20 protein-coding genes are annotated in these 21562 nt (G+C 71.3%); 8 read left to right on the top strand and 12 right to left on the bottom strand.

Translation table 11 applies throughout. The annotated features are described in order from the left end of the window. Positions 1 to 187: 187 nt before the first annotated feature. Positions 188 to 1219: a chitinase gene (locus tag ACQF4J_RS24205; protein WP_351563544.1), complete on the bottom strand. Its 1032-nt coding sequence runs from the start codon at positions 1217 to 1219 to the stop codon at positions 188 to 190. Between the two features lie 650 nt (positions 1220 to 1869). Between ACQF4J_RS24205 and ACQF4J_RS24200 the strand changes: the two genes are divergently transcribed. Then, positions 1870 to 3291: an ATP-binding protein gene (locus tag ACQF4J_RS24200; RefSeq protein ID WP_351802158.1), complete on the top strand. Its 1422-nt coding sequence runs from the start codon at positions 1870 to 1872 to the stop codon at positions 3289 to 3291. A gap of 26 nt (positions 3292 to 3317) precedes the next feature. Here the strand turns inward: ACQF4J_RS24200 and ACQF4J_RS24195 are convergent, their stop codons facing one another. From ACQF4J_RS24195 to ACQF4J_RS24155, 9 genes are all read right to left on the bottom strand, one after another. Beyond that, positions 3318 to 4109, bottom strand: coding sequence for an Fpg/Nei family DNA glycosylase (locus tag ACQF4J_RS24195; RefSeq protein WP_351802160.1), 792 nt, complete (start codon positions 4107 to 4109; stop codon positions 3318 to 3320). Between the two features lie 58 nt (positions 4110 to 4167). Beyond that, positions 4168 to 6171 carry a beta-galactosidase gene (locus ACQF4J_RS24190; RefSeq protein WP_351563538.1) on the bottom strand — a complete coding sequence of 668 codons (2004 nt, stop codon included), beginning with the start codon at positions 6169 to 6171 and terminating at the stop codon, positions 4168 to 4170. Next, on the bottom strand, positions 6168 to 7481 hold the full coding sequence (locus tag ACQF4J_RS24185; RefSeq protein WP_427168609.1) for a glycoside hydrolase family 36 protein: 1314 nt from the start codon (positions 7479 to 7481) through the stop codon (positions 6168 to 6170). Before ACQF4J_RS24185 ends, ACQF4J_RS24190 begins: the two co-directional genes overlap by 4 nt. Before the next feature lie 25 nt (positions 7482 to 7506). Further along, positions 7507 to 8391 carry a carbohydrate ABC transporter permease gene (locus ACQF4J_RS24180; RefSeq protein WP_351563536.1) on the bottom strand — a complete coding sequence of 295 codons (885 nt, stop codon included), beginning with the start codon at positions 8389 to 8391 and terminating at the stop codon, positions 7507 to 7509. Next, a complete protein-coding gene (locus ACQF4J_RS24175) occupies positions 8388 to 9368 on the bottom strand; it encodes a carbohydrate ABC transporter permease (protein ID WP_351563534.1) in 981 nt (326 codons plus the stop codon). The genes ACQF4J_RS24180 and ACQF4J_RS24175 overlap by 4 nt, the downstream gene beginning before the upstream one ends. Then, positions 9368 to 10678 (bottom strand): ABC transporter substrate-binding protein, encoded by a 1311-nt coding sequence (locus ACQF4J_RS24170; protein ID WP_351563532.1) that lies wholly within the window; start codon positions 10676 to 10678, stop codon positions 9368 to 9370. Before ACQF4J_RS24170 ends, ACQF4J_RS24175 begins: the two co-directional genes overlap by 1 nt. Before the next feature lie 250 nt (positions 10679 to 10928). Then, positions 10929 to 13142: a copper resistance protein CopC gene (locus ACQF4J_RS24165; protein WP_427168608.1), complete on the bottom strand. Its 2214-nt coding sequence runs from the start codon at positions 13140 to 13142 to the stop codon at positions 10929 to 10931. Between the two features lie 145 nt (positions 13143 to 13287). Continuing rightward, positions 13288 to 14046 (bottom strand): SDR family NAD(P)-dependent oxidoreductase, encoded by a 759-nt coding sequence (locus tag ACQF4J_RS24160; protein ID WP_351563530.1) that lies wholly within the window; start codon positions 14044 to 14046, stop codon positions 13288 to 13290. Further along, positions 14043 to 14510, bottom strand: coding sequence for a cupin domain-containing protein (locus tag ACQF4J_RS24155; RefSeq protein ID WP_351802302.1), 468 nt, complete (start codon positions 14508 to 14510; stop codon positions 14043 to 14045). The genes ACQF4J_RS24160 and ACQF4J_RS24155 overlap by 4 nt, the downstream gene beginning before the upstream one ends. Before the next feature lie 165 nt (positions 14511 to 14675). Here ACQF4J_RS24155 and ACQF4J_RS24150 point away from each other — a divergent pair, with 165 nt between their 5' ends. The 5 genes from ACQF4J_RS24150 to ACQF4J_RS24130 all read left to right on the top strand — a co-directional run bounded on the left by ACQF4J_RS24150 (position 14676) and on the right by ACQF4J_RS24130 (position 18039). Continuing rightward, complete coding sequence (locus ACQF4J_RS24150) at positions 14676 to 16166, top strand: hypothetical protein (RefSeq protein ID WP_351802164.1); 1491 nt, start codon at positions 14676 to 14678, stop codon at positions 16164 to 16166. Between the two features lie 25 nt (positions 16167 to 16191). Further along, the gene (locus ACQF4J_RS24145) at positions 16192 to 16782 is read left to right on the top strand and encodes an HhH-GPD-type base excision DNA repair protein (protein ID WP_351563526.1); all 591 of its coding nucleotides are present in this window, start codon (positions 16192 to 16194) and stop codon (positions 16780 to 16782) included. Positions 16783 to 16842: 60 nt separating this feature from the next. After that, positions 16843 to 17487, top strand: a complete 645-nt coding sequence (locus tag ACQF4J_RS24140) for an HdeD family acid-resistance protein (RefSeq protein WP_427166791.1) — start codon at positions 16843 to 16845, stop codon at positions 17485 to 17487. Between the two features lie 75 nt (positions 17488 to 17562). Then, complete coding sequence (locus tag ACQF4J_RS24135; RefSeq protein ID WP_427166790.1) at positions 17563 to 17868, top strand: hypothetical protein; 306 nt, start codon at positions 17563 to 17565, stop codon at positions 17866 to 17868. A gap of 48 nt (positions 17869 to 17916) precedes the next feature. After that, a complete protein-coding gene (locus ACQF4J_RS24130; protein ID WP_351563520.1) occupies positions 17917 to 18039 on the top strand; it encodes a hypothetical protein in 123 nt (40 codons plus the stop codon). Between the two features lie 19 nt (positions 18040 to 18058). Here ACQF4J_RS24130 and ACQF4J_RS24125 read toward each other — a convergent pair whose 3' ends face one another. Then, the gene (locus tag ACQF4J_RS24125; RefSeq protein ID WP_351563518.1) at positions 18059 to 19648 is read right to left on the bottom strand and encodes a helicase HerA-like domain-containing protein; all 1590 of its coding nucleotides are present in this window, start codon (positions 19646 to 19648) and stop codon (positions 18059 to 18061) included. A gap of 106 nt (positions 19649 to 19754) precedes the next feature. Here ACQF4J_RS24125 and ACQF4J_RS24120 point away from each other — a divergent pair, with 106 nt between their 5' ends. Both ACQF4J_RS24120 and ACQF4J_RS24115 read left to right on the top strand, forming a co-directional pair. Continuing rightward, entirely contained in the window at positions 19755 to 20051 is a 297-nt protein-coding gene (locus ACQF4J_RS24120) for a type II toxin-antitoxin system VapB family antitoxin (RefSeq protein WP_003999914.1), read from the top strand. A gap of 112 nt (positions 20052 to 20163) precedes the next feature. Beyond that, on the top strand, positions 20164 to 20802 hold the full coding sequence (locus ACQF4J_RS24115; RefSeq protein ID WP_427166789.1) for a LytR C-terminal domain-containing protein: 639 nt from the start codon (positions 20164 to 20166) through the stop codon (positions 20800 to 20802). 103 nt (positions 20803 to 20905) lie between these two features. Here ACQF4J_RS24115 and upp read toward each other — a convergent pair whose 3' ends face one another. After that, a complete protein-coding gene (gene upp, locus ACQF4J_RS24110) occupies positions 20906 to 21541 on the bottom strand; it encodes a uracil phosphoribosyltransferase (protein WP_351563514.1) in 636 nt (211 codons plus the stop codon). Positions 21542 to 21562: the final 21 nt, after the last annotated feature.

Below are 21562 nucleotides of genomic sequence, written 5' to 3'. Positions count from 1 at the left end.
CCCGGTTTCATGCCGCGATGACCCTCAGCGCAAGAATCCAGCCCGGGGCCCAGCCCCGGGCTGTTCTTTCCTCACGGACAGTGTGGGCAGCCCCCGACTGGCCGTCCCTCAGAGGCCACGCCCTGGGAGTGAGGCGCAAGCCCCAGGCGGGGGAGGAGGCCTGGGGCTTGCGAGAGGGATGGAGCCGTCAGCCGGCGCTGCGCGTGAACGGTGCGAAGGTGTGGCTGAAGTACCAGGTGTCCTGGGCGATGCCGGAGCAGGAGTTGGCGCCCGCGGTGCCGACACAGCCGCCGTTGTCGCGCTGGAGCGCCCAGAAGGAGAGCGTGTTGATCCCCTTGGCGACGGCCCAGTTCTTCACCGTGACCGCGTCCTGCGTGGTGAAGGTCTCCTCGGGGCCGAAGTCGTCGATGCCGGGCATCTCGGTGACGCCGATCATGCTCCACAGCTTCGCCGGGCTCTTCTTCGGGTAGAGCGCGGCGAGTTGGGCCTGCAGGCCGGCGGCCGCCGTCTCGGTGTCGGCCGCCATGTCGTGGGTGGCGCCGTCCCAGTAGTCGAAGGTCATGATGTTGACGACGTCCACGCGCGCGCCGTTGTCGACGGCGTTCTGCAGCAGGGCCACACCGCTGGGCGCGAGTCCGGTGTTCGTGGTCGGCAGGGTGTACGAGAACTGCACGCAGTGGCCGGTGCGCTCGGCCCAGCGCTGGACCTTGGCTATGGCCTTGTTGCGGCGGTCGACGCCGGCGGTGTTGTTGATGGAGTCGGCCTCGATGTCGAGGTCGATGCGGGTGACGCCGTACGTCGTGACGAGGCTCTCGTACACCTTGGCGATCGCGTCGACGCTGGTGCAGCTGTCGGCCAGTTCGGTGTTGGTGGTGTCGGCGCTGTAGCCGCCGAAGGACGGGATGACGTTGCCGCCCCGGGCCTGGATCGTGGCGATGTCGCTGCCGAAGGTGGCCTTGCCGATGGGCTGGGTGGTGTCGCCGTTCCAGTACGCGGTGCACGAACCCACAGCTTCGGTCTGGAGAAAGGCCATCGTCAGGTACTTGTTGCCCGACGCGGCGGCGAGCGCGGCCGGGCTCTCACCGGTCCAGGCCTCGAAGTACGGCGCCGCCACATGGGCGGGCATCGGCTTGGCCGCGGGCGAGGACGCCTCCGGCGCGGCGAGCGCGGAGCCCCCGGTGAGGGCGGCGAGCCCGGCCGAAAGGGCGGTGACGGTCATACAGGACAGCAAGGTGCGGAAAGTTCCAGGTCGTCTCATTGACGCTCCCATGGTGAACAACGTGCAGGCGGGGACAGCGGGAAGGCTGATCGGAACTGCGAGATGGCCGCCATCTTTGGACTAGACCAATAATCTGTCAAGGTTCTTTACGGTTAACCGACCGAGTCGGTGCTGGGCCGCGGCCCGCCGTGCCCGCGAAGCGGCGTTGCCCCCGGACCAACGATCCGGGGGCAACGCCCTTGCTGTGCCTGTTAGTTGTCTCCCTGCCAGAGCCCCCGGAAGCTCCGGGACGGACAGCGAGCTTCAACCAGAGACGCCCACGCAGCTTCACCCGGGTAGCGACGTTGTCCAGGTCTTTGTCCAGCGCACCGACGGCCGCGACCGTTCACCGCCGTACCCGCACCCCATCTGACCTGCCCCGTGAACCTCTACGGACATCTCCGTACAGCCGCGCGGACAGTCGGAAAGCGTGTCGGGGGCAACCCCTCACGAGTTCGAATCTCGTGTCCTCCGCCAGCCCAGAGGGCAGGACCGCATCAGCGGTCCGGCCCTCTGGCGTTCACCAGCCGCCGTGCCGTCGCGACACATGGAGGAAGACAGTATCGCCAGGGATAGTATCTCCAGCGATACCATCTTGCCGGGAGGTCGATGTGCGCCGTTTCATCGGGCGGGACCGAGAGCTGGACGTGCTCGGCAACGCCTTGCGGGCGGTCCGGGACGGCGTCGGCTCGGCGAAACCGGGGCAGTGCGTCCTCATGCGGGGGAGGCGGCGGGTCGGCAAGTCCAGCCTCGTCGAGGAGTTCCTCCGGCGTACCGAGACGCCGTACCTCTTCTTCACGGCGGCGGGCGGCAGCGCGCAGGACGAGCTGTCGGAGCTGCTCGACGCCGTCGCCAGATCCACCCTGCCCGAGCGGGGACTGTTCTCGGAGGAGACCCCGGGGCAGTGGAACGCGGCGTTCAGGCTGCTCGCGGAGATCCTTCCCGACGACAGCCCGAGCGTGGTCGTCATCGACGAGGTGCCGTACCTCATGGACCGCATCGATGCCTTCGAGGGCATGCTCCAGCGGGCCTGGGACCGGCTGCTCAGCCGTAAGCCGGTACTTCTCCTCCTGGTCGGTTCCGATCTGTCGATGATGGAGGCGCTGAACAGCTACGACCGCCCCTTTCACCAACGCGGCCGGGAAATGATCGTGGGGCCCCTGAACCCGGCCGACATCGGCGAGATGCTCGGCCTGTCGGCGGCAGCCGCGTTCGACGCCGCTCTGATCACCGGAGGGCTTCCCCTGATCTGCGCCGAGTGGCGGGCCGGAGCGGACGTGTGGGAGTTCCTCCGCGACTCACTGGACAACCCGATCTCGGCCCTGCTGGTCTCCGCCGAGCGCTCACTGGCCGCGGAGTTCCCACCGCAGGCGATGAGCAGGGAGGTCCTGCGAGCCATCGGCTCCGGGGAGCGGACCTTCACCAACATCGCTCGCGCGGCCGGCGGCATCGCCCACACCACGCTCACCCGAGCCACCGACGTCCTGACCGGGAAGAGGGTCGTGGCCGCCGAGCTGCCGCTCTCGCTGAGGCCGTCCAAGGAACGCCGCTACCGGGTGGCCGACCCCTACCTGCGCTTCTGGCTGGCGTTCCTGGATCCGCACATGGCGGAGATCGAGCGGATGCGGGGGGATCTCACGCTGAGCCGCATCAAGGAGCGGTGGACGAGCTGGCGGGGCCGCGCGATCGAACCCCTCGTCCGGGAATCCCTGGCCCGCCTCCTGCCGGACGGCCTCCTGCCCGCCGCCCCGGCGATCGGCGGGTACTGGACCCGCGGCAACGACGTGGAGATCGACCTGGTGGGCGCCGACCGGCAGCCGGTGGCCAAGCAGTTGCTCTTCCTCGGCTCGGTCAAGTGGCTGGAGAACTCCGTTTTCGACGGCCACGACCTGGCCGCGCTGCAGAAGCACCGGGCGGCGATCACCGACGAGCCGGTGCCGCTCGTGGCGGTCTCCCGCAGCGGGATCGGCTGTTCCGGCCTCCAGGCCGCGTACGGCCCCGAGGAGCTGCTCGGCGCCTGGCGCAGGACCTGAGGCGGGGAACCGGGCCCGTTCGGCCGTCACGAGCCGCCGTCCGGCTGACACCGCGGACACCACACCGTGCCCCTGCCTCCCACGCGGGTTCGCCGCAGCGGGGTACCGCAGCGCGGGCAGTGGGGGTCGGGGGCGTCGCGGTGGCCGGTGAGCCAGGAGGGGCGGGGCGGGACGCGGCCGGTCGGGACGGCGGCGCGCAGGGTGCGGCGCATCCGGGTGTGGAGGTGGCGGCGGTCGGCCTCGGTTAGGTCACTCACAGGGGTGGTGGGGCTCAGGCCGGCCCGCCACAGGATCTCGTCGGCCAGCAGGTTGCCCAGGCCCGCCAGGACGGACTGGTCGGTCAGCGCCGTCTTGACGCTTCCGCGGCGGGAGGCCAGCGCCGCCTCGAACGCCTCGGGGTCCACCGTCAACGCGTCCGGGCCCAGCCCCGCCAGCAGCCGGGCCGCCTCCGCGTCGTCGTGCGCCAGCCACAGCCCGCGGAGTTTGCGCTGGTCGCGGAAGCGCAGCTCGCGGTCGCGGGACAGCGTGAACAGGACCCGGTCGTGGGGCTCCGGGGCCTCGTCCGGGCGGGCGCACAGCAGCAGGCCGGTCATGCCGAAGTGGAACAGCACGGTGGGGCCGCCGGTGTGCGCGAGCAGCCACTTGCCGTGCCGTTCCGGCGCGGTGAACCGACGGCCCTCCAGCGCCTCGCGCAGGCCGCGGGCGCTCACGCCGTGCAGCACGCCCGTGTCCCGCACCTCGACACGCCGGATCGTCCTGCCCTCGGCGCAGGACTCCAGCACCTTCCGGAATCCTTCGACGTCCGGCAGTTCGGGCATGGCGGCCTCCCGACGACGGGGGGTACCGGGTACCCCCCGCGCCGGGCGGCCATCCGGGTCACCGCCGGTGCGGCTCCCGCACCACCGCGACGTCGCCGGCCGGTACGGCGACGGAGTCGCCCGCGGGCTTGCCGGTGAGCAGTTCGACCGCTCCCGGCGCGACCGGGACCGTCGCGTCCGCCGCGCCGTGGTTGATCAGGAACAGGTAGTCGGCCTCCGGCCCGCGTCGCAGCACGGCCTCCACCCCGGCGGGCGCCGTGCGGACTGCCGTCACGCCGGCCTCCGCGCGGACCCGGTCCAGCAGGCCGGCCAGGGTCGCCGGGTCGGGCCGCGTGGACAGGTACCAGGCGCTGCCGGTGCCGTGCGCGTTGCGGGTCACCGCCGGGACTCCGGCCAGCGGGCCCGTCGTGTACGACGACACCGCCTCCGCGCCCTCGAGGCGTACCCGCTCCGACCACAGCGTGCCGGTGCCGCCGTCGCTCAGGGCCACCGTCTCGCCGGGCAGCAGCGGGAACAGCTCGTCCGTCCGGATGCCGAGGGCCTCGCGGAACGCTCCCGGGTAACCGCCCAGCCGTACATGGCAGTTCGCGTCGACCATGCCGCTGTGGAAGCCGACGGCGAGGGTGCCGCCGCGCTCCGCGAACGCGGTGAGGTTCGCCGCGCCCCCGTCGTCGACGAGGTAGAGGCTGGGCGCCAGGACGAGCCGGTACGGCGACAGGTCGGCGTCCGGGCGTACGAAGTCCACCGCCACGCCCGCGCGCCACAACGGCTCGTACCAGTCCCGCACCAGGTCCTGGAAGTGCAGTTCGCCGCTCGGCTGCGAGGGCAGTTCCATGGCCCAGCGGGCGTTCCAGTCCCAGACCACGGCCACCTCGGCCGGCGTCGTGCTGCCGCGCACCTCCGCGAGCGCCCGCAGGTCCGCGCCGAGTTGTACGACGTCCTGCCAGATCCGGCTGTCGGTGCCGGCGTGCGGGAGCATCGCCGAGTGCCACTGCTCGGCACCCGCCCTGGCGGCCCGCCACTGGAAGTAGGCGATGCCGTCGGCGCCGCGGGCGACGTGCGCGAGGGCGTTGCGGCGCAACTCCCCCGCGTTCTTGGCCCGGTTGACGGGCTGCCAGTTGACCGCGCCGGTGGAGTGCTCCATCAGCAGCCAGGGGCCGCCGGCCAGGGAGCGGACCAGGTCGCCGCTGAGCGCGATGTCGATCTCGGACTCGGGGTCGGCGGACTGGAGGTAGTGGTCGTTGGAGACGATGTCCAACTCCGGTGCCCAGCGCCAGTAGTCGAGGGCGTCGAAGTTGTACATCACCATGAAGTTGGTGGTGGCCGGGGTGTCCGGGGCCGCCTCCCGCAGGACGTCGCGCTCCGCCTCGTACAGCGACAGCAGGGCGTCGCTGCAGAAGCGGCGCCAGTCCAGCTGGTGGGTGGGGTTGGGGACCGCGCCGGTCGCGCGCGGAGGCAGGATCTGGTCCCAGTCGTAGTACCACTGGCTCCAGAACGTGGTGCCCCAGGCGTGGTTGAGGGCGTCCAGACTCGCGTACCGGTCCTGCAGCCAGGCACGGAACGCCTCCGCGCTGGTGTCGCAGTGGCACTCGGCGTTGTGGCAGCCGTACTCGTTGTGGACGTGCCACATCACCACGGCCGGGTGGTCGGCGTACCGGCGCGCCAGTTCGCCGACGATCCGCAGGGCCGCCTCCCGGTAGGCCGGGCTGCTCGGGCAGAACGTCTGGCGGCTGCCGTACGACAGCCGGCGGCCGTCCTTGTCCACCGGCAGGGCGTCCGGGTGGGCGACGAAGAACCAGGCCGGCGGGGCCGCGGTCGGGGTCGCGAGGTCGGCGGCGATGCCGTGGGCGTGCAGCAGGTCGAGGACGCGGTCGAGACGCGAGAAGTCGTAGGTGCCCTCGGAGGGTTCCAGCAGCGCCCAGGAGAAGATGTTGACGCTGACCATGGTGACCCCGGCCTCGGCCATCAGCCGCATGTCCTCGGCCCAGACCTCCTCGGGCCACTGCTCGGGGTTGTAGTCGCCGCCGTAGGCGATGCCCGGCACGTTCAGGGCGCGGGTCATCGGGCACCTCCGGAGAGCAGTCGGCGGGTGGTGCGCACGCCCCACTCGTCCAGGGACAGCAGCCGGTCGCTGGAGGCCATCAGGCCGCCGGTCGCCTCCACGTGGGCCGCCCAGCGCTCGCGGGTCTCCACGGCGGGCCGGGCCATCAGGCAGTCGGGGTCGTTGGTCCAGAGCCGGCCGTGCTGCCACTGGCGGCCCACGCCGGTGAACTCGGCCGGGTCCTGGCCGGGCTGGCTGTAGTCGTCGGCCTCGGGGCGGCGGTGCGGGGCCGTGTCGGGGCTCACCCGCATCGCGTCGAACAGGCCGATGGAGAGCAGGATCGGCGCTCCGCAGCCCAGCAGGTAGGCGTCGGCGCCGATCGCCTCACGGATCCGGCGGACGCCGTCGCGGTACGCGGTCAGGGCGTCGACGTCCTGGTGCCGTACGCCGTCCAGCGCGCCCGCGTACAGGAAGTCGACCTTGAAGTAGTCGTAGCCCTCGGAGCGCAGCGTGCGGAAGACGTCCGTCAGGTACGCCGCCGCCTCCGGGTGGGTGGTGTCCAGCACCCGCAGGTCGTGGCCCCAGTTGCGGCCGGCGTGCGTGAAGCCGCCGTCGGCGGAGCGCACCAGCCAGTCGGGGTGCTCGGTGGCCAGGTCGCTCGCCGGGTCCACCAGGAAGGGGGCCGTCCAGATGCCGGCCCGGCGGCCGCGCGCCCGGATGGCGTCCGCGATGCCCTCGCGGGAGCGGAAGCGGCCGGAGAGGGTGAGCCAGTCGCCGAGGGCCTTCTGATAGCCGTCGTCGATCTGGACCACGTCGACGGGCAGGTCGAGTGTGTCCATCGCGCGGAGGTTCTCGTGGATGTCGTCCTCGGTGACGTTCGTGAAGTACTCGTACCAGGAGCACCAGACCGTGGGGGCCGGCCGCGGCGGCTCGAGGCCGAGGCTGTCGGCCCAACCGCCCAGCACGTCCTGGATGCCGGTGCCCGTCCACTCCTTCACCGGGCCGTCCGCGGCGACCTCCGCGAGGCCGTCCGTCACCGTCAGGCGGATGGACGGGACCTCGCCGGTGGGGTCGACGGCCGCCCACAGCCGGGTCGGTGAGCCGTCGCCGGGGTCGAGCGCCAGCAGACCCTCACCCTGGAAGGTGCCCTCGGGGACGGTGACGCCGGGGCGGTAACAGACCGTCGCCCAGTTGTCGTTGGTCGGGCGGTAGGGCCGGTCACCGGGGGCGTAGGGCCCGCTGGGGCTCCAGGACTGCCAACCCTCCTCGTGGACCCGGGCGTTGAGCGGGTCCACGGGGAGAGCGGCGACGGGGGTGAAGGGGTGGTGCACGGGGGTCTCTTTCACAAAGGGGGCGTCAGCCCTTGTTGGCGCCGAGGGTGAGGCCGCTGACGAACTGCCGTTGCAGCACGAAGTACACGATCAGGGTGGGGATCGCGGTGAGCAGGGCACCGGCGGCGACCAGGTTGGGGTCGGTGAAGTACTGCCCGGAGAGGTTGTTCAGCGCCGAGGTGATCGGCATGTTCTCGCCGGTGGAGATCAGCACGATGGCCCAGAAGAAGTCGTTGTAGATCCAGATGGACAGCAGGGTCGCCAGGGCGGCCATCGCCGGCTTGCACAGGGGCAGCACGATCTGCCAGTACTGGCGCCACACCGACGCGCCGTCCACCAGCGCGGCCTCGGTCAGCTCATGCGGCAGCATCCGCATGTAGTTGGACAGCACGAAGGCGCAGAACCCGGACTGGAACGCCACGTGGATCAGCACCAGGCCGAGCGCGGAGTCGTACAGCTTGCCGCTCATCGTGACGCCGGGCAGGTCGATGAGCAGGTACATCCGGTACAGCGGGGTAATGATGACCTGCTGGGGCAGCAGGTTGCCGGCGGTGAAGACCAGCAGCAGGAAGATGTTGAGACGGAAGTCGAACCGGCTGACGTAGAAGGCGACCATCGACGACAGCAGCAGGGTCAGCAGCACGGCCGGCACCGCGATGATCATCGTGTTGCCGAAGTAGTGCAGCATGTCGGACTGCTCGAAGGCGTTCTTGAAGTTGTCCAGCGTCAGCTTGTCCGGCCACGACACATAGCCCTTGTTGCTGGTCTCGCTGTAGGGCCGCAGCGCCGCGAAGATCGCCCACACCAGGGGGGCGAGCCAGGCCAGCGAGGTGGTGACGAGGAAGACGTGCAGCAGGATCCGGGCCGGGCGGACGGGGGTGCGCTGCTTGGTCACGACAGCTGTGCTCATGCGCGCCGCTCCTTCCGGAAGGTCGCGATCAGGTAGGGGATGATGACCGCGAGGGAGATCACCAGCAGGACGACGGCGATCGCGGAGCCGTAACCGATCCGGCTGGACTCGCCGATGATGTTGTTGGTGATCAGGATCGACAGCAACTCGGTGCCCTGGGCGCCCTTGTTGAAGACGAAGACCAGGTCGAAGGCGCGCAGCGCCTCGATGATCGTGACCACCAGGACGACGGTGTTGGTGGGGCGCAGGGTGGGGAAGATGACGTTCTTGAACGTCTGCCACTCGTTCGCCCCGTCCAGGGAGGAGGCCTCGCGCAGGGAGGGGTCCACGCCCTTGAGGCCGGCGAGGTAGAGGATCATCATGTAGCCGGTGTGCCGCCAGGACGCGGCGACCAGCACGGCCCACAGGTTCAGATGCGGGTCGCCGATCCAGTCGATGTAGTGGCCGGGCTTGTTGGCCCCGATGAGGCTGTTGATCAGGCCGGTGTCGGGGTTGTAGACCAGCTGCCACACGAAGCCCGTGACCGCCAGGGAGACCACCACGGGCAGGAAGTAGGCGGTCTGGTAGACCCGGGAGAAGCGGATCTTCTTGTCCAGCTGGACGGCCAGGAACAGGCCCATCGGCGTCGGGATGAGGATGAGCACGACGAACCAGATGATGTTGTGCTCGACCGCGGGCCAGAACTGCGGGTTGTCGCTGAACAACTGTTTGAAGTTGTCCAGGCCCACCCATTTGATGGAGTCGAAGCCGATGCCGTCCCAGCTGGTGAACGCCAGGAAGATCGACGCGATGGCGGTGACCCAGACCAGGGCCACATGAAGGACCGTCGGCACGCCCGCCATGAAGGCGAGGGTGACGCGGTCGCGGCGGGTCAGCAGGCGCTTGTGGCCCTGCGGGACCCGCTTGTCAACAGGCGCGGGGCCCGGAGACGGCTGGGGGGCCGCCTCCGGGCTCGTGGTGGTGATGTCGGCACTCATCAGGACGCGAAGATCGTCTTCTTCTGGCGTTCGATGGAGGCCAGGAGGCTGTCGACGCCCTTGGGGTTCTGCAGGAACTTCTGCAGCGAGGGCTGCATGACGGTGGAGGTGAAGTCCGGCCGGGAGTCGCGGTCCATGAACTGCGTCAGGCTCTTGGCGTTGGAGATCATCTCGAACGCCTTCTTCTGCAGCGGCGAGTAGGCGGCGGTGGAGGCCTTGTTGGAGGCCGCGACCACGCTCGGGTCGCCCTTGAGGTAGAGCTCCTCCGCGGCCGGGCTGCCCAGGTACTCCATCAGCTTGACCATGCCGGCCTTGTTCTTGGGCGCCTTGGAGACCATGAAGCCGTCGGTGGGTGCCTCCACGGTGTCCTGCCCGTAGGCGGAGTTGATCTCCGGGAAGGCGAAGAAGTCGAGGTCGTCCAGGTCGGCCTTGTTGGTGAACTGCTGGGCCACGAAGGTGCCCAGGAGGTACATGCCGGCCTTCTTCGACACCAGGGTCTGCGCGGCGTCCTGCCAGGTGCGGCCCATGAAGCCGTCCTGGTGGTAGGGCAGCAGCTCGGCCCAGTGGTCGAAGACGGCCTTGACCTTGGCGTCGGTCCAGGCGGCCTTGCCCGCCATCAGCTCGACGTGGAAGTCGTAGCCGTTCAGCCGGAAGTTGATCTGGTCGAAGGTGCCCATCGCCGGCCAGGCGTCCTTGTCACCGAACGCGATCGGGACCAGGCCGTCCTTCTTCATCTTCTTGCACAGCGCGACCAGCTCGTCCCACGTGGTGGGCACCGTGTAGCCCTTGGCCTGGAAGACGCTCTTGCGGTAGAAGATCGCCCACGGGTACGTGGTCATCGGCACGAAGTAGTACTTGCCGTCCTCACCCTTGGACAGCTTCTTCATCGCGTCGGGGAAGTTGCCCCCGATCTTCTCCCACACGTCGTCGATCGGGGACGCCAGGCCCTTCTTGGCGAAGAACTGCATGCGGTAGCCCGCGAACCACTTGAACACGTCGTCCGGCGTGCCCTGCAGGTAGGAGTTGATCTGCTCCTGGAAGGTGTTGTGGTCCTTGGTGTTGACGTCGACCGTGACGCCCGACTGCTTCTTGAAGGCGTCGTACACGGCCGCGTACGCCTTCTTCGGCACCGCGTCCGAGTCGTTGGAACCGACGCTGACGGTCTTGGAATCCGACCCGCTGCTGCTGCTTCCGCAGGCGCTCAGCAGGGGGATGCCCGCTCCGGCGAGCAGCGCGGCACCACCCGCACCGCGCAGCAGACTGCGCCGGCTGGGGGAGGGAAGGGAGAGACCCGAGGGGGAGAGGTCCATGTACGGCTCCTGAAGGCAGGGTTCGGCCACAACTGCGCCATGTCGAAACAAGTCGAAACCGACCAGAAATCAACTCGACCGAACATCGTGGCGGTAATAACAGCGTCATGTCCGCTCATGGGTCAATAGCTGCCCAAGAGCTTTGTGGAAACGTGACCGACACGTTTTTGATCGATCTTGTCCGGATGGTCGGACGGAGGCGCCGTGAGATAAGCGGAAATGCCGGTTTCGCACCGGGGTTGGACCGAGGTCAGCCGAGGATCCGCACGGTCCTGGAGACGGTGACCTGGTCGATGTCGGAGGTCCTGACCGTGGCCTTCAGGGTCCAGGTCCCGGCGATGGGGAGGGTCAGGGAGTTGGTCCCCCAGTAGCCGCCGAGGTTCTTCAGCCGCGCGTCGACCGGGCCGATCTTCTGTGCGGGGAGCGTGAGGGAGAGCCGCAGCTCAGGGACGGTGGAGATGCCACCGTCGGGGCCGAAGACGACCGCCTGCACGGAGTTCTCGCCGACCCGTCCGGGGTCGAGGGTGATCTGCACCTTGCCGTGGCCGCCGGGGGTGCCGACGTCGAACGGGATCATGGTCACGGACGTGGCCGGCAGCCCGCCGGCCGTCGCCGGGGCCTGCGCGGCCTCCGCGGCGGCACGGCCCGGCAGGGTACCGGTGAGGACCGTGGTGACCACCAGGACGACCACGCCGACGGTGACTTCGGCGAGGACGGAGCGGCGGAGGCCACGGCGGAGGGAGGCGGAGGCCGTCGGATCGGCGGGGGCCCGCGTCGAGGGGCCGTCGGCGGACTCGTCCGGCGCGGGCAGCGACGGGCCGCCACCGACCGGCTCCGGCACCCGTTCCCGTACGACCGCCTCGGCCGGCGCCGTGACGAGCCGTGCCGTCCACTGCCGGGAGAGGAACGCCAGGGCCAGCAGCAGCACGACGGCGCCCAGCTTGGCGAGCAGCAGACGGCCGTACGTCGTCCCCGTGAGCGCGTTCAGGGAGCCGAGGCCGCGCCAGGACTGGTAGACGCCGGTGACGACCAGCACGGTCACGCAGGCCGGGGCGAGGCGGGAGAAGCGGGCCACGGCGGCCGGGGCGAGCTCCGTGCGGTGCAGCAGGACCAGCAGCGCCGTGAGGCCGCCCAGCCAGACGGCCATGGCCAGCAGATGCAGCACCGAGGACGCCATGGCAAGGGGCACCTGGATGCCGGCCGAGGCGTGCTCGGCGGCGGCCCAGGTCAGCGCGAACGCGACGGCCACGACGGTGAGCGCGGCGAGCGGCGCGGCGGGGAGGGCGGCGATCGGCCGGCGGGCGGAGGCGGGAAGCGGGCGCGTCGCGCCCCCGGAGAAGCCGGGGAACGGGCGCGTCGCGACCCGGGAGAGGCCGGGGAACGGGCGCGACGCGGCGCCGCGAGCGGCCTCAGACCCCGCGTCCGCCTTCCGGGCGTCCGCGGGGACCGGGGGACGCCGTTCGGCCTCGTACGGGCCGTCCTGCGCGTCCGCCCGCGCTGCGCCCTCGGCGGCCAGTGAACGCCCGTCGGTCCCGTACGGGCCGTACTGCGCGTCCGCCCGCGTTGCGCCCTCGGCGGCCAGTGAACGCCCGTCGGTCTCGTGCGACCCCTCCTGGGCTTCCGGCCCGCCCGGTGCGGCCTCGGAGGCCGTGTCCCGCGACGGATGCGGGACGCCCGCCCCGGGGGCGCCGTCCCGGCTCCTCGCCGCCGACAGCCACGACCACGCCGGTCGTTTGCGGAGTGACACGAAGACGGCGGCGACGATCAGCAGCAGCGCCAGCCGGACCAGCAGCGCCAGCCCCGGACGGCCCGTCAGGGTGCGGGTGAGGGCATCGGCGTCGAAGGCCGCCGCCGGGCCCGCCCCGGTCTCGTACGGGGCACGCAGGGCCAGCAGGAACAGGCTGGTGCCCAGGAGGGTCCACCAGCCCGTCACCAGGGGTTTGCGCAAGGGGCCGGGGTCCGCCGGGCGGCACAGGACGACGAAGGCCGCGGTACCGATGAGCAGAGCCGCGGCGAGGTAGGCCAGATAGCGGGCGATGTTGTACAGGCCGGCGGTGGCCGGGTTCTCGACCGGCCCGGTGTCCACCGTGGCGACCGTCGCCGAGGGTTTGCCGACCGAGAAGGTGAACGCGCCCGACACCGGGTGGCTGTCCGCCGACACCGCCCGCCAGGCCACCACGTACGTGCCCCGCGCGAGCTTCGCGGGGAGCGTCACGCGCGCGGTGTCCGAGCCGCCGGGCCCGTGCTCGGCCCGCCCCGTGCGGACGCGCTTGTTGCCGGGGTCCAGGACGCGGAAGGAGTCGTCGAGCAGGCCGACGGACTCGGTGAAGGTCAGCGTGATCCGACGGGGCGCCGACTTCAGGACGCTTCCGTCCTCGGGGTCGGTGGACTTCAGGGCCGCGTGGGCCGAGGCCGGGCCGGCGCCGCCGAGGACGAGCAGGACCAGCAGGGCGCCCAGCAGCAGCGGCCCCCGCGCTCCCGTGCGCACGCCGGTTCCCCGCGTCCGCCGTCCGCCGCGCGCACCCTCACACCTCACGTCGTCTCTCCGTCGTCGGACTCGCCGCCTCCCGGTTAGGTACGGAAGGAAGCCGCCGTGTGCTCAGCGCCCCTCACCACGTCGGCCGCGCCGACACCCCGCCGTCCGTCACCAGGTCGTGTCCCGTGACCCAGGACGCGAGCCGTGAGGCCAGGAACACGCAGGCGTCCCCCACGTCCTCCGGCCGCCCCAACCGCCCGAGCGGTACCGCCGCCCGCCAGCGCGCCACCCCTTCGGGCCAGGCCTCGGCCAGCCCCTCCCGGTCGATCAGCCCCGGCGAGACGGTGTTGACGCGGATGCCGTACGCCCCGTACTCCAGGGCCGCCGACCGGGCGTGCATGACGACGGCCGCCTTGGAGGCGCTGTAGTGGGCGTGCGCGGGCGCCGGCCGGCGTCCCTCGATGGACGCGATGTGGGTCACCGAGCCGCCGCCGCCCGCGCGCATGACCTCCGCCGCGGCCTGCGTGCACGCGAACACGCTCGTCAGGTTGGTGTCCACGACCGCACGCCACTCGGCCGCCGTCATCCCGGGCAGCCCCTGGACGGGCTGCACCCCCGCGTTGTTGACCAGGGCGTCCAGCCGGCCGCCCCACTCGGCCGCCTCCGCCACGACCCGCCGGCACGCGTCCTCGTCGGTGAGGTCGCCCCGCACCACGACGGCCCGTCCGCCCGACCGCTCGATCCGGTCGGCCACTTCACGCGCCGCCTCCACGGCCGTACGGCAGTGCACGGCGACCGCGGCCCCTTCCTCGGCGAACCTCCATGCGATGCCCCGGCCGATGCCGCCGCCCGCGCCGGTGACCAGGGCGACCTGTCCTTCGAGGAGTCTCATGGGCGGGACAGTTCCAGGATCAGGGCCGCCCGGTCGGGATACCGCGCCGTCAGTCGGGCCGCGTCGCCGTGCTCGTACCCCTCGTAGGTGAATCCGGGGGCCATCGTGCAGCCGAAGAACGTCCACGCGCCCAGCGTCCGGCCGCCCATCCAGGTGCCGGCGGGCACGGTCAGCTGGGGGTGCTGGCCGCCCAGGACGTCTGGTCCGAGGACGGCCGTGGACGAGCTGCCGTCGGGGGCGAGGAGCAGGAGTTCGAGCGGGTCGCCGAGGTAGAAGTGCCAGATCTCGTCGGTCGGCAGGCGGTGCAGGGCGGAGTGGTCGCCCGGCGTCAGCAGGGCGACGATCGCCGTGCCCTCGGGGCGTCCGTCGGCCCGTTCGGGTCCCGCCCAGGTGGCGCGGAACAGGCCGCCCTCGCGCGGAATGGGCTCCAGTGCGTAATGCGCGACGAGGTCTTCCGGGGTCACCGGTGTCACCGGGTTCGGCTGGCTCACCTGCCGCACGCTACTCCCCCGCCGGACGCGCGAGTTGGACCGTCCTCGGCGGCCGTACAACCATTCGTGTGCCCTGTGTGTCCAGTGGGACGTCCGTTGCCGGGCACAGCCCGGGCCAGACTCAGTCGAGGAGTCCCGTTGCGCAGAGCAGCCCTGGTGGCGACCGTGCTCACCGCGTCCGCCGCCGTCACGCTCACGCCCGTCACGGCGTCCGCCGCGGCTCCCTACAAGGGCGCCAACACGGCGGCCGTGCAGGACGACTTCAACGGGGACGGGTACCGGGACCTGGCCGTGGGCGCGCCCCACGCCTCCAACGGCGGTGTGGACGAGGCCGGTTCGGTCGTCGTGCTGTACGGCTCGGCGTCGTCGGTGAGCGCGACGCGGCGCACGGTCATCACCCAGGCGACGACCGGCATCCCCGGCTCTCCGGAGGACGACGACGAGTTCGGCTCCACCGTGGCCAGTGCCGACCTGGACCGGGACGGATACGCGGACCTGATCGTCGGCGCGCCCCACGAGGCGGTCGGCGCCGACTACGCGCGCGGCTCGGTGACGGTCGTGTGGGGCGGCCCGAACGGGCTCCAGGGCGGCACGAACGTTTCGGTGCCCACGGGCTACGGCGAGGGCAGGACGTACTGCCGCTTCGGCCTGTCCCTGGCCACGGGCGACATGAACGGGGACGGCGCGCCGGAGCTGAGCGTCGGCTCGTCCTGCGAGGGCGCCACGTACACGGGCCCCTTCACCCGCACCGGGAAGGCGGCCCAGACCGTCCGGGACACGTTCTACGGCGAGACCCGCGGCGTGGTGATGGGGGACGTCGACGGCGACGGGAAGGCGGAGCAGTTCTGGCTGCCCGGGCCCACCGACGGCGACCTGCGCGGCCCGGTCTACGTCCAGCACGGCGGAAAGCCCGGAGAGCCCAACCCGACCTCGGTCCGCACCGAACTCCCCTACGCCGACGGCCACGCGGGCGTCGTGGGCGACATCAACGGCGACGGCTACGGCGACCTGGTCACCGGCGTCTCCACCGACGACTCCATGTCCGGCGGCCCGGCCGGCTGGGCCCACCGCGGCGGCGAGATCCAGGTCCTGTACGGCAGCGCGCGGGGCATCACCGCGGACCAGAGGCCGACGGTCTACCACCAGGACACCGCGGGCGTGCCCGGCACCGCCGAGAACGGCGACATGTTCGGCCAGTCGATCAGCATCGGGGACGTCGACGGCGACAAGTACGCCGACGTCCTGATCGGCTCCCCCGGCGAGGCGGTCGGCACCCGCGCCTCGGCCGGCGCCGCCGTCCTGCTGCGCGGCTCCGCCTCCGGCCTGACCACCGCCAAGGCGGCCGGGTACACCCAGAACACGGCCGGTGTGCCCGGGACCGCCGAGACCGCCGACCAGTTCGGCGCCGCCGTCCACCTCGCCGACCTCAACGGGGACGGCAAGCCGGAGACGATCGTGGGAGTGCCCACCGAGAACAGCGACGGCTGTGTGTGGATCGCCCGCGGCTCGGCCGCCGGCCCGGTCCCGAGCGGCTCGGTGAACGTGTGCGGCAAGAGCGCGGGCATCACCGTCCACGAGGTCAAGGGCTACTTCGGCGCGGCGCTCGCGAGCACTCACGTGGAGCTCTGACGCCGACGCGGGCATGATCGGGGTCATGGACGTCACCCTTCACCTCGCCCAGGACCCCGAGGCCGACGAGCTCCTCGGGCGCTCCCCGCTCGCCGCGCTGGTCGGGATGCTGCTGGACCAGCAGGTCCCGATGGAGTGGGCGTTCAAGGGACCCCGCACCATCGCCGACCGGCTCGGCGCCGACGACCTGGACGCGCACGAGATCGCCGCGCAGGACCCGGAGGCGTTCGTCGCGCTGCTCTCCGAGAAGCCGGCCGTGCACCGCTACCCGGGCTCCATGGCCAAGCGGATCCAGCAGCTGTGCCAGTACCTCGTCGAGCACTACGACGGCAACGCCGAGCTCGTCTGGAAGGGCGTGGCCGACGGCCGTGAGCTGCTGCGCCGCCTCCAGGAGCTGCCCGGCTTCGGCAAGCAGAAGGCGCAGATCTTCCTGGCGCTGCTCGGCAAGCAGCTGGGCGTGCGGCCCGAGGGGTGGCAGGAGGCCGCCGGGTCCTACGGCGAGGCGCACTCCTTCCGGTCCGTCGCCGACATCACCGGGCCGGAGTCCCTGGCCAGGGTGCGCGCGCACAAGCAGGAGATGAAGGCGGCGGCAAAAGCGGCCAAGAAGCAGGGGTAGGCGTCAGCCGGGCGGGTTCCAGCGGTGGCGGAGCACCCGGCGCCGGTCCAAGCATGGAACATGACCGACCTGCCCAACACCGCCGACCGGGCCGCCCGGCACGACGAGCGCACGGCCCACGGCATCGCGCCCGAGCCGCCCCTCGAAGGTCCTCTGCACGCCCTCTCCCGCGCCGCCTGGCAGGTCGTCCTGCTCACCGGCGTCGCCTCGCTGGTCCTCGGCGTCCTGGTCCTCGTCTGGCCGGGCGCCTCCCTGCTCGCGGCCGGTGTCCTGTTCGGCCTCTACCTTCTCTTCAGCGGCGTCTTCCAGCTGATCGCCGCCTTCGGCACGCACAGGTCGACCTCGCTGCGCGTCCTGGCCTTCATCAGCGGCGCCCTGTCCATCCTCCTGGGCCTGTTCTGTCTGCGCGGCCCGATGCGGTCGATCCTGCTGCTCGCCCTGTGGATCGGCATCGGCTGGCTCATCCGCGGGATCACCCAGACCCTGGCCGCGGCCTCCGACAAGGAGATGCCGGCCCGCGGCTGGCAGATCGTCCTCGGCGTCCTCACCTTCGTCGCCGGGATCGTGCTGATCGACTCGCCCTTCGAGTCGGTCGCGGTGCTGACCCTGGTCGGCGGCATCTGGCTGGTCGCCGTCGGGGTCGTGGAGATCATCACGGCGGTCCGTATCCGGGGCCGGGCACGACAGGTGCCGCACTCCCTCTAGCCGCTGTGTGCTCCGAACGGGCGTATCCGGCACCCGGCGTGCTGAACGGCGGGCGTGTGGGGGGAGAGGATCCCCGTGACCACCGCACGACGCCGCCTCCGCAGCCGCTCCTGGCTGCGGGCTCTCGTGCTGCTGCTCGCGCTCCTGGTCCCCCACGAGGCCTGCCCGGTTCCGCCGGCGGCGGCGCAGGCTGTGAGCGTCGAGTGCGACGTCATGGAGGCGGCGGCGCTGCCTCCCCTGCTCCGACCGGTCCAGCGCCCGGCCGTGCCCCTGCGGCCGGCCCCGCTCGAGCCCCCGGCGTCCACCGGGCCCGTGGCGCCCTCCCAAAGCCTCCCGGCGCGCGTCCCGGACCCCCTGCGCACCGTGGTCCTGCGCTGCTGACAGACCCCGCCTCCACGCAAGGTCAGTCACGACGCAAGGAACCCAGTCATGCCCACCGACCCGTACGTGATCCTCCGCGCCCTGCTGCGCGCGGAGGCCGCCCGCAGCGCACCGAAACCGGACACGAAGAAACCGCAGCCGAAGCGGCCCCAGGAGGAAGGGGGCCGCTGACCGGGCGGCGGAGGCGGGCCTACCGCCTCCGCCGTGCCGTGCCGAAGAGCGAGCGGGTGATCTCGCGTCCGATCTGCGTGCCGACCGAGCGGGCGAGGGACTTGAACATGCCGCTGCCGACGACCTGTTCGACCACGCCCGGCTGCGGCTTCGCCTTGGGCGCCCTGGCGGCCTTCTTCATCTCGTCGGGCCCCTTGGCCCCGGCGGGCTTGTCCGACGTCAGCTTCTCGTACGCCGATTCCCTGTCCACAGCCTGTGCGTAACGTCCGTACAGCGGCGAGGAGCGCACCGCCTCGTCCAGGGCGGGGCCCTCGACCGGTCCCATCAGCGACTCGGGCGCGCGCAGGCGCGTGGCGGCCACCGGCGTCGGGGCGCCCTTCTCGCCGAGCACGGTGACCACGGCCTCGCCGGTTCCCAGGCCCGTGAGCAGCTCCTCCAGGTCGTAGGCGCTGTTGGGGAAGGTCTTCACCGTGGCCTTGAGGGCCTTCTGGTCGTCCGGGGTGAAGGCCCGCAGGGCGTGCTGGATCCGGTTGCCGAGCTGGGCGAGGACGTCGGACGGTACGTCCTTCGGGGTCTGGGTGACGAAGAAGACGCCGACTCCTTTCGAGCGAATCAGCCGGACGGTCTGCGTGATCGAGTCGAGGAACGCCTTCGAGGCGTCGTCGAAGAGCAGGTGCGCCTCGTCGAAGAAGAACACGAGCCCCGGCTTCTCGGCGTCCCCGACCTCCGGCAGGTCGTGGAAGAGATCGGCGAGCAGCCACATCAGGAAGGTCGAGAACAGCTGCGGCCGGTCCTGTACGGCGGCCAGTTCGAGGACGGAGACGATGCCCCGCCCGTCGGCCGCCGTGCGCAGGAACTCGCCGGTGTCGAACTCCGGCTCCCCGAAGAAGTCGGCCATCCCCTGGGCCTCGAAGGCGGTCAGCGAGCGCAGGATGACGCCGGCCGTGGCGGTCGACAGTCCGCCGATGCCCTTCAGCTCCGCCTTGCCCTCGTCGGAGGTGAGGAAGGCGACGACCGCGCGCAGGTCCTTGAGGTCGACCAGGTCCAGGCCCTTCTGGTCGGCGTAGTGGAAGATCAGGCCGAGGGACTGCTCCTGGGTCTGGTTGAGCTGGAGCACCTTGGCCAGCAGCACCGGGCCGAAGCTGGTGACCGTGGCCCGTACGGGGATGCCGTGCCCGAGCCCGCCGAGGGCGTAGAACTCGGCGGGAAAGCCGCTCGGCGTCCACTCCTGGTGGACTTCCGCCGCCCGCGCCCTCACCTTGTCGTTCGCCTGCCCGGCGGCCGAGATCCCGGACAGGTCGCCCTTGATGTCGGCGAGGAAGACCGGCACGCCCTGCGCCGAGAGCTGCTCGGCGACCAGCTGGAGCGTCTTGGTCTTTCCGGTGCCGGTGGCGCCGGCGACCAGGCCGTGCCGGTTGAGCATGGGTAGGGGGATGCGGATCTGCGCGTCGGGCAGGCAGTCCCCGCCCCACATCAGGGCGCCGAGGTCCAGCGCCGGGCCGGTGAAGGCGTACCCGGAGGCGATCTCCAGGGCCTCTCGCGGGAGGGCGCGGGCGCTTCCCGGGGCCTCGGAGGTGGTTGCCGGTGGCATGGTCTCGCGATCGCTCATGTCAGACCCTCTGTTCCCGGTTAGGCCCGTTTTGCGGCATCTTTTCCAGCGTCGCACTCCGTCTCCATGGCTGCGCCCGGAAGGTCTTGACCGGTAGGCTTTCCGTGTGATCTTCAAGCGCATCGGAAACGGCCGGCCGTACCCCGACCACGGCCGGGAAAGCACCCGGCAGTGGGCGGACGTCGCGCCGCGCCCGGTCCGCCTCGATCAGCTCGTGACGACCAAGGGACAGCTCGACCTGGAAACGCTCCTGGCCGAGGACTCGACCTTCTACGGCGACCTGTTCGCCCACGTCGTCAAGTGGCAGGGCGACCTCTACCTGGAGGACGGGCTGCACCGCGCGGTGCGGGCGGCGCTGCAGCAGCGCCAGGTGCTGCACGCGCGCGTGCTGGAACTGGACTGACACGCCCGAGGTCGAGGCCGGTCGGTAAAGGCTTGGCCCTTTCGGGTTCACCTGCGCGGCGTCGAATGATCATCTAGTAGGCATCGCCGCTCAGGCGCACTACGCTGCGCTCATGAGCATGCTGACTCCCCCCGGCATGGGTGGCAAATACCGGATCAAGGGAGACAAGTACCCCCGGATGCGCCCTCGCCGGAGGCGCGGCAGGCTCGTGCTCGCCGCCACGACCTCCGTCGTCGCGCTCGGCGTGCTCGGCTGGGGCACGCTGCAGCTCGTCGACGTCTTCACCGGCGGCGGCAAGAAGGCCTCGGCGGCCGGCCCCAAGGCGGACTGCTCCACGCGGGTGAGCGCGAGCGCGGCCGCCGCGAAGCTGCCCAAGCCCGCGCAGATCACCGTGAACGTCTACAACGCCACCCCGCGCAGCGGGCTGGCCAAGGACACCGCGGACGAGCTCAAGAAGCGCGGCTTCAAGATCGGTGACGTGGGCAACGCGGCCAAGGAGTTCGACAAGAAGGTCAAGGGCGCCGGGATACTGCTGGGCCCGGTGTCGTCCCTGAACACCTCGCTGCCCGTGCTGGGGACCCAGTTGACCGGTGCCGAGCGCCGCACGGAAGCCTCCCGCAAGGGAGCCGACGTCGATCTGATCATCGGCACGGCTTTCACCTCGCTCACGAAGCGGGCGGACGCCGACAAGGCGCTGGCCGCGCTGGGCAAGCCGGTGCCGACGCCCACCTCTTCGAAGAAGAACTGCTGAGAGACGCCCACGCGCCGCAGGGGCTGCGGTTGCGCGGCGACAGCAGGCCCGACATGGCCGGTCGCGCAGCTCCCCGCGCCCGTACGGGTGAAGTCGGCAGGGCCTATTCGGCGGCGCCGTAGAGACGGTCTCCCGCGTCCCCCAGGCCCGGCACGATGTAGCCGTGCTCGTTGAGGTGGTCGTCGACCGCCGCCGTCACCACCGTCACCGGCGTGCCCGCCAGCTCCCGCTCCATGAGCTCGACGCCCTCGGGGGCGGCCAGCAGCACGACCGCGGTCACGTCGTCGGCACCGCGCTTGATCAGCTCCTGGATGGCCGCGACCAGCGTGCCGCCCGTCGCCAGCATCGGGTCCAGGACGTAGACCTGGCGTCCGGAGAGGTCCTCCGGCATCCGCGAGGCGTACGTCGAGGCCTGCAGGGTCTCCTCGTTGCGGATCATCCCCAGGAAGCCCACCTCGGCGGTCGGCAGCAGCCGAACCATGCCGTCCAGCATGCCGAGGCCCGCCCGCAGGATCGGCACGACCAGCGGGCGCGGACGGGAGAGCTTGACGCCGGTGGTCCGGGCGACCGGCGTCTGGATGTCGATCGCCTCGGTGCGCACGTCGCGCGTGGCCTCGTAGGCGAGCAGGGTGACCAGCTCGTCGGCGAGACGGCGGAAGGTCGCGGAGTCGGTGCGCTGGTCGCGCAGCGTGGTGAGCTTGTGGGCGACCAGGGGGTGGTCGACGACGTGGAGACGCATGACCTAACAGTAACCGTGCCC

Source organism: Streptomyces sp. C1-1 (genome assembly GCF_050214755.1).
Classification (GTDB): Bacteria; Actinomycetota; Actinomycetes; order Streptomycetales; family Streptomycetaceae; genus Streptomyces.
The sequence above is the reverse complement of the archived record's forward strand: the minus strand, read 5'-3'. Positions and strand labels throughout refer to the sequence as shown.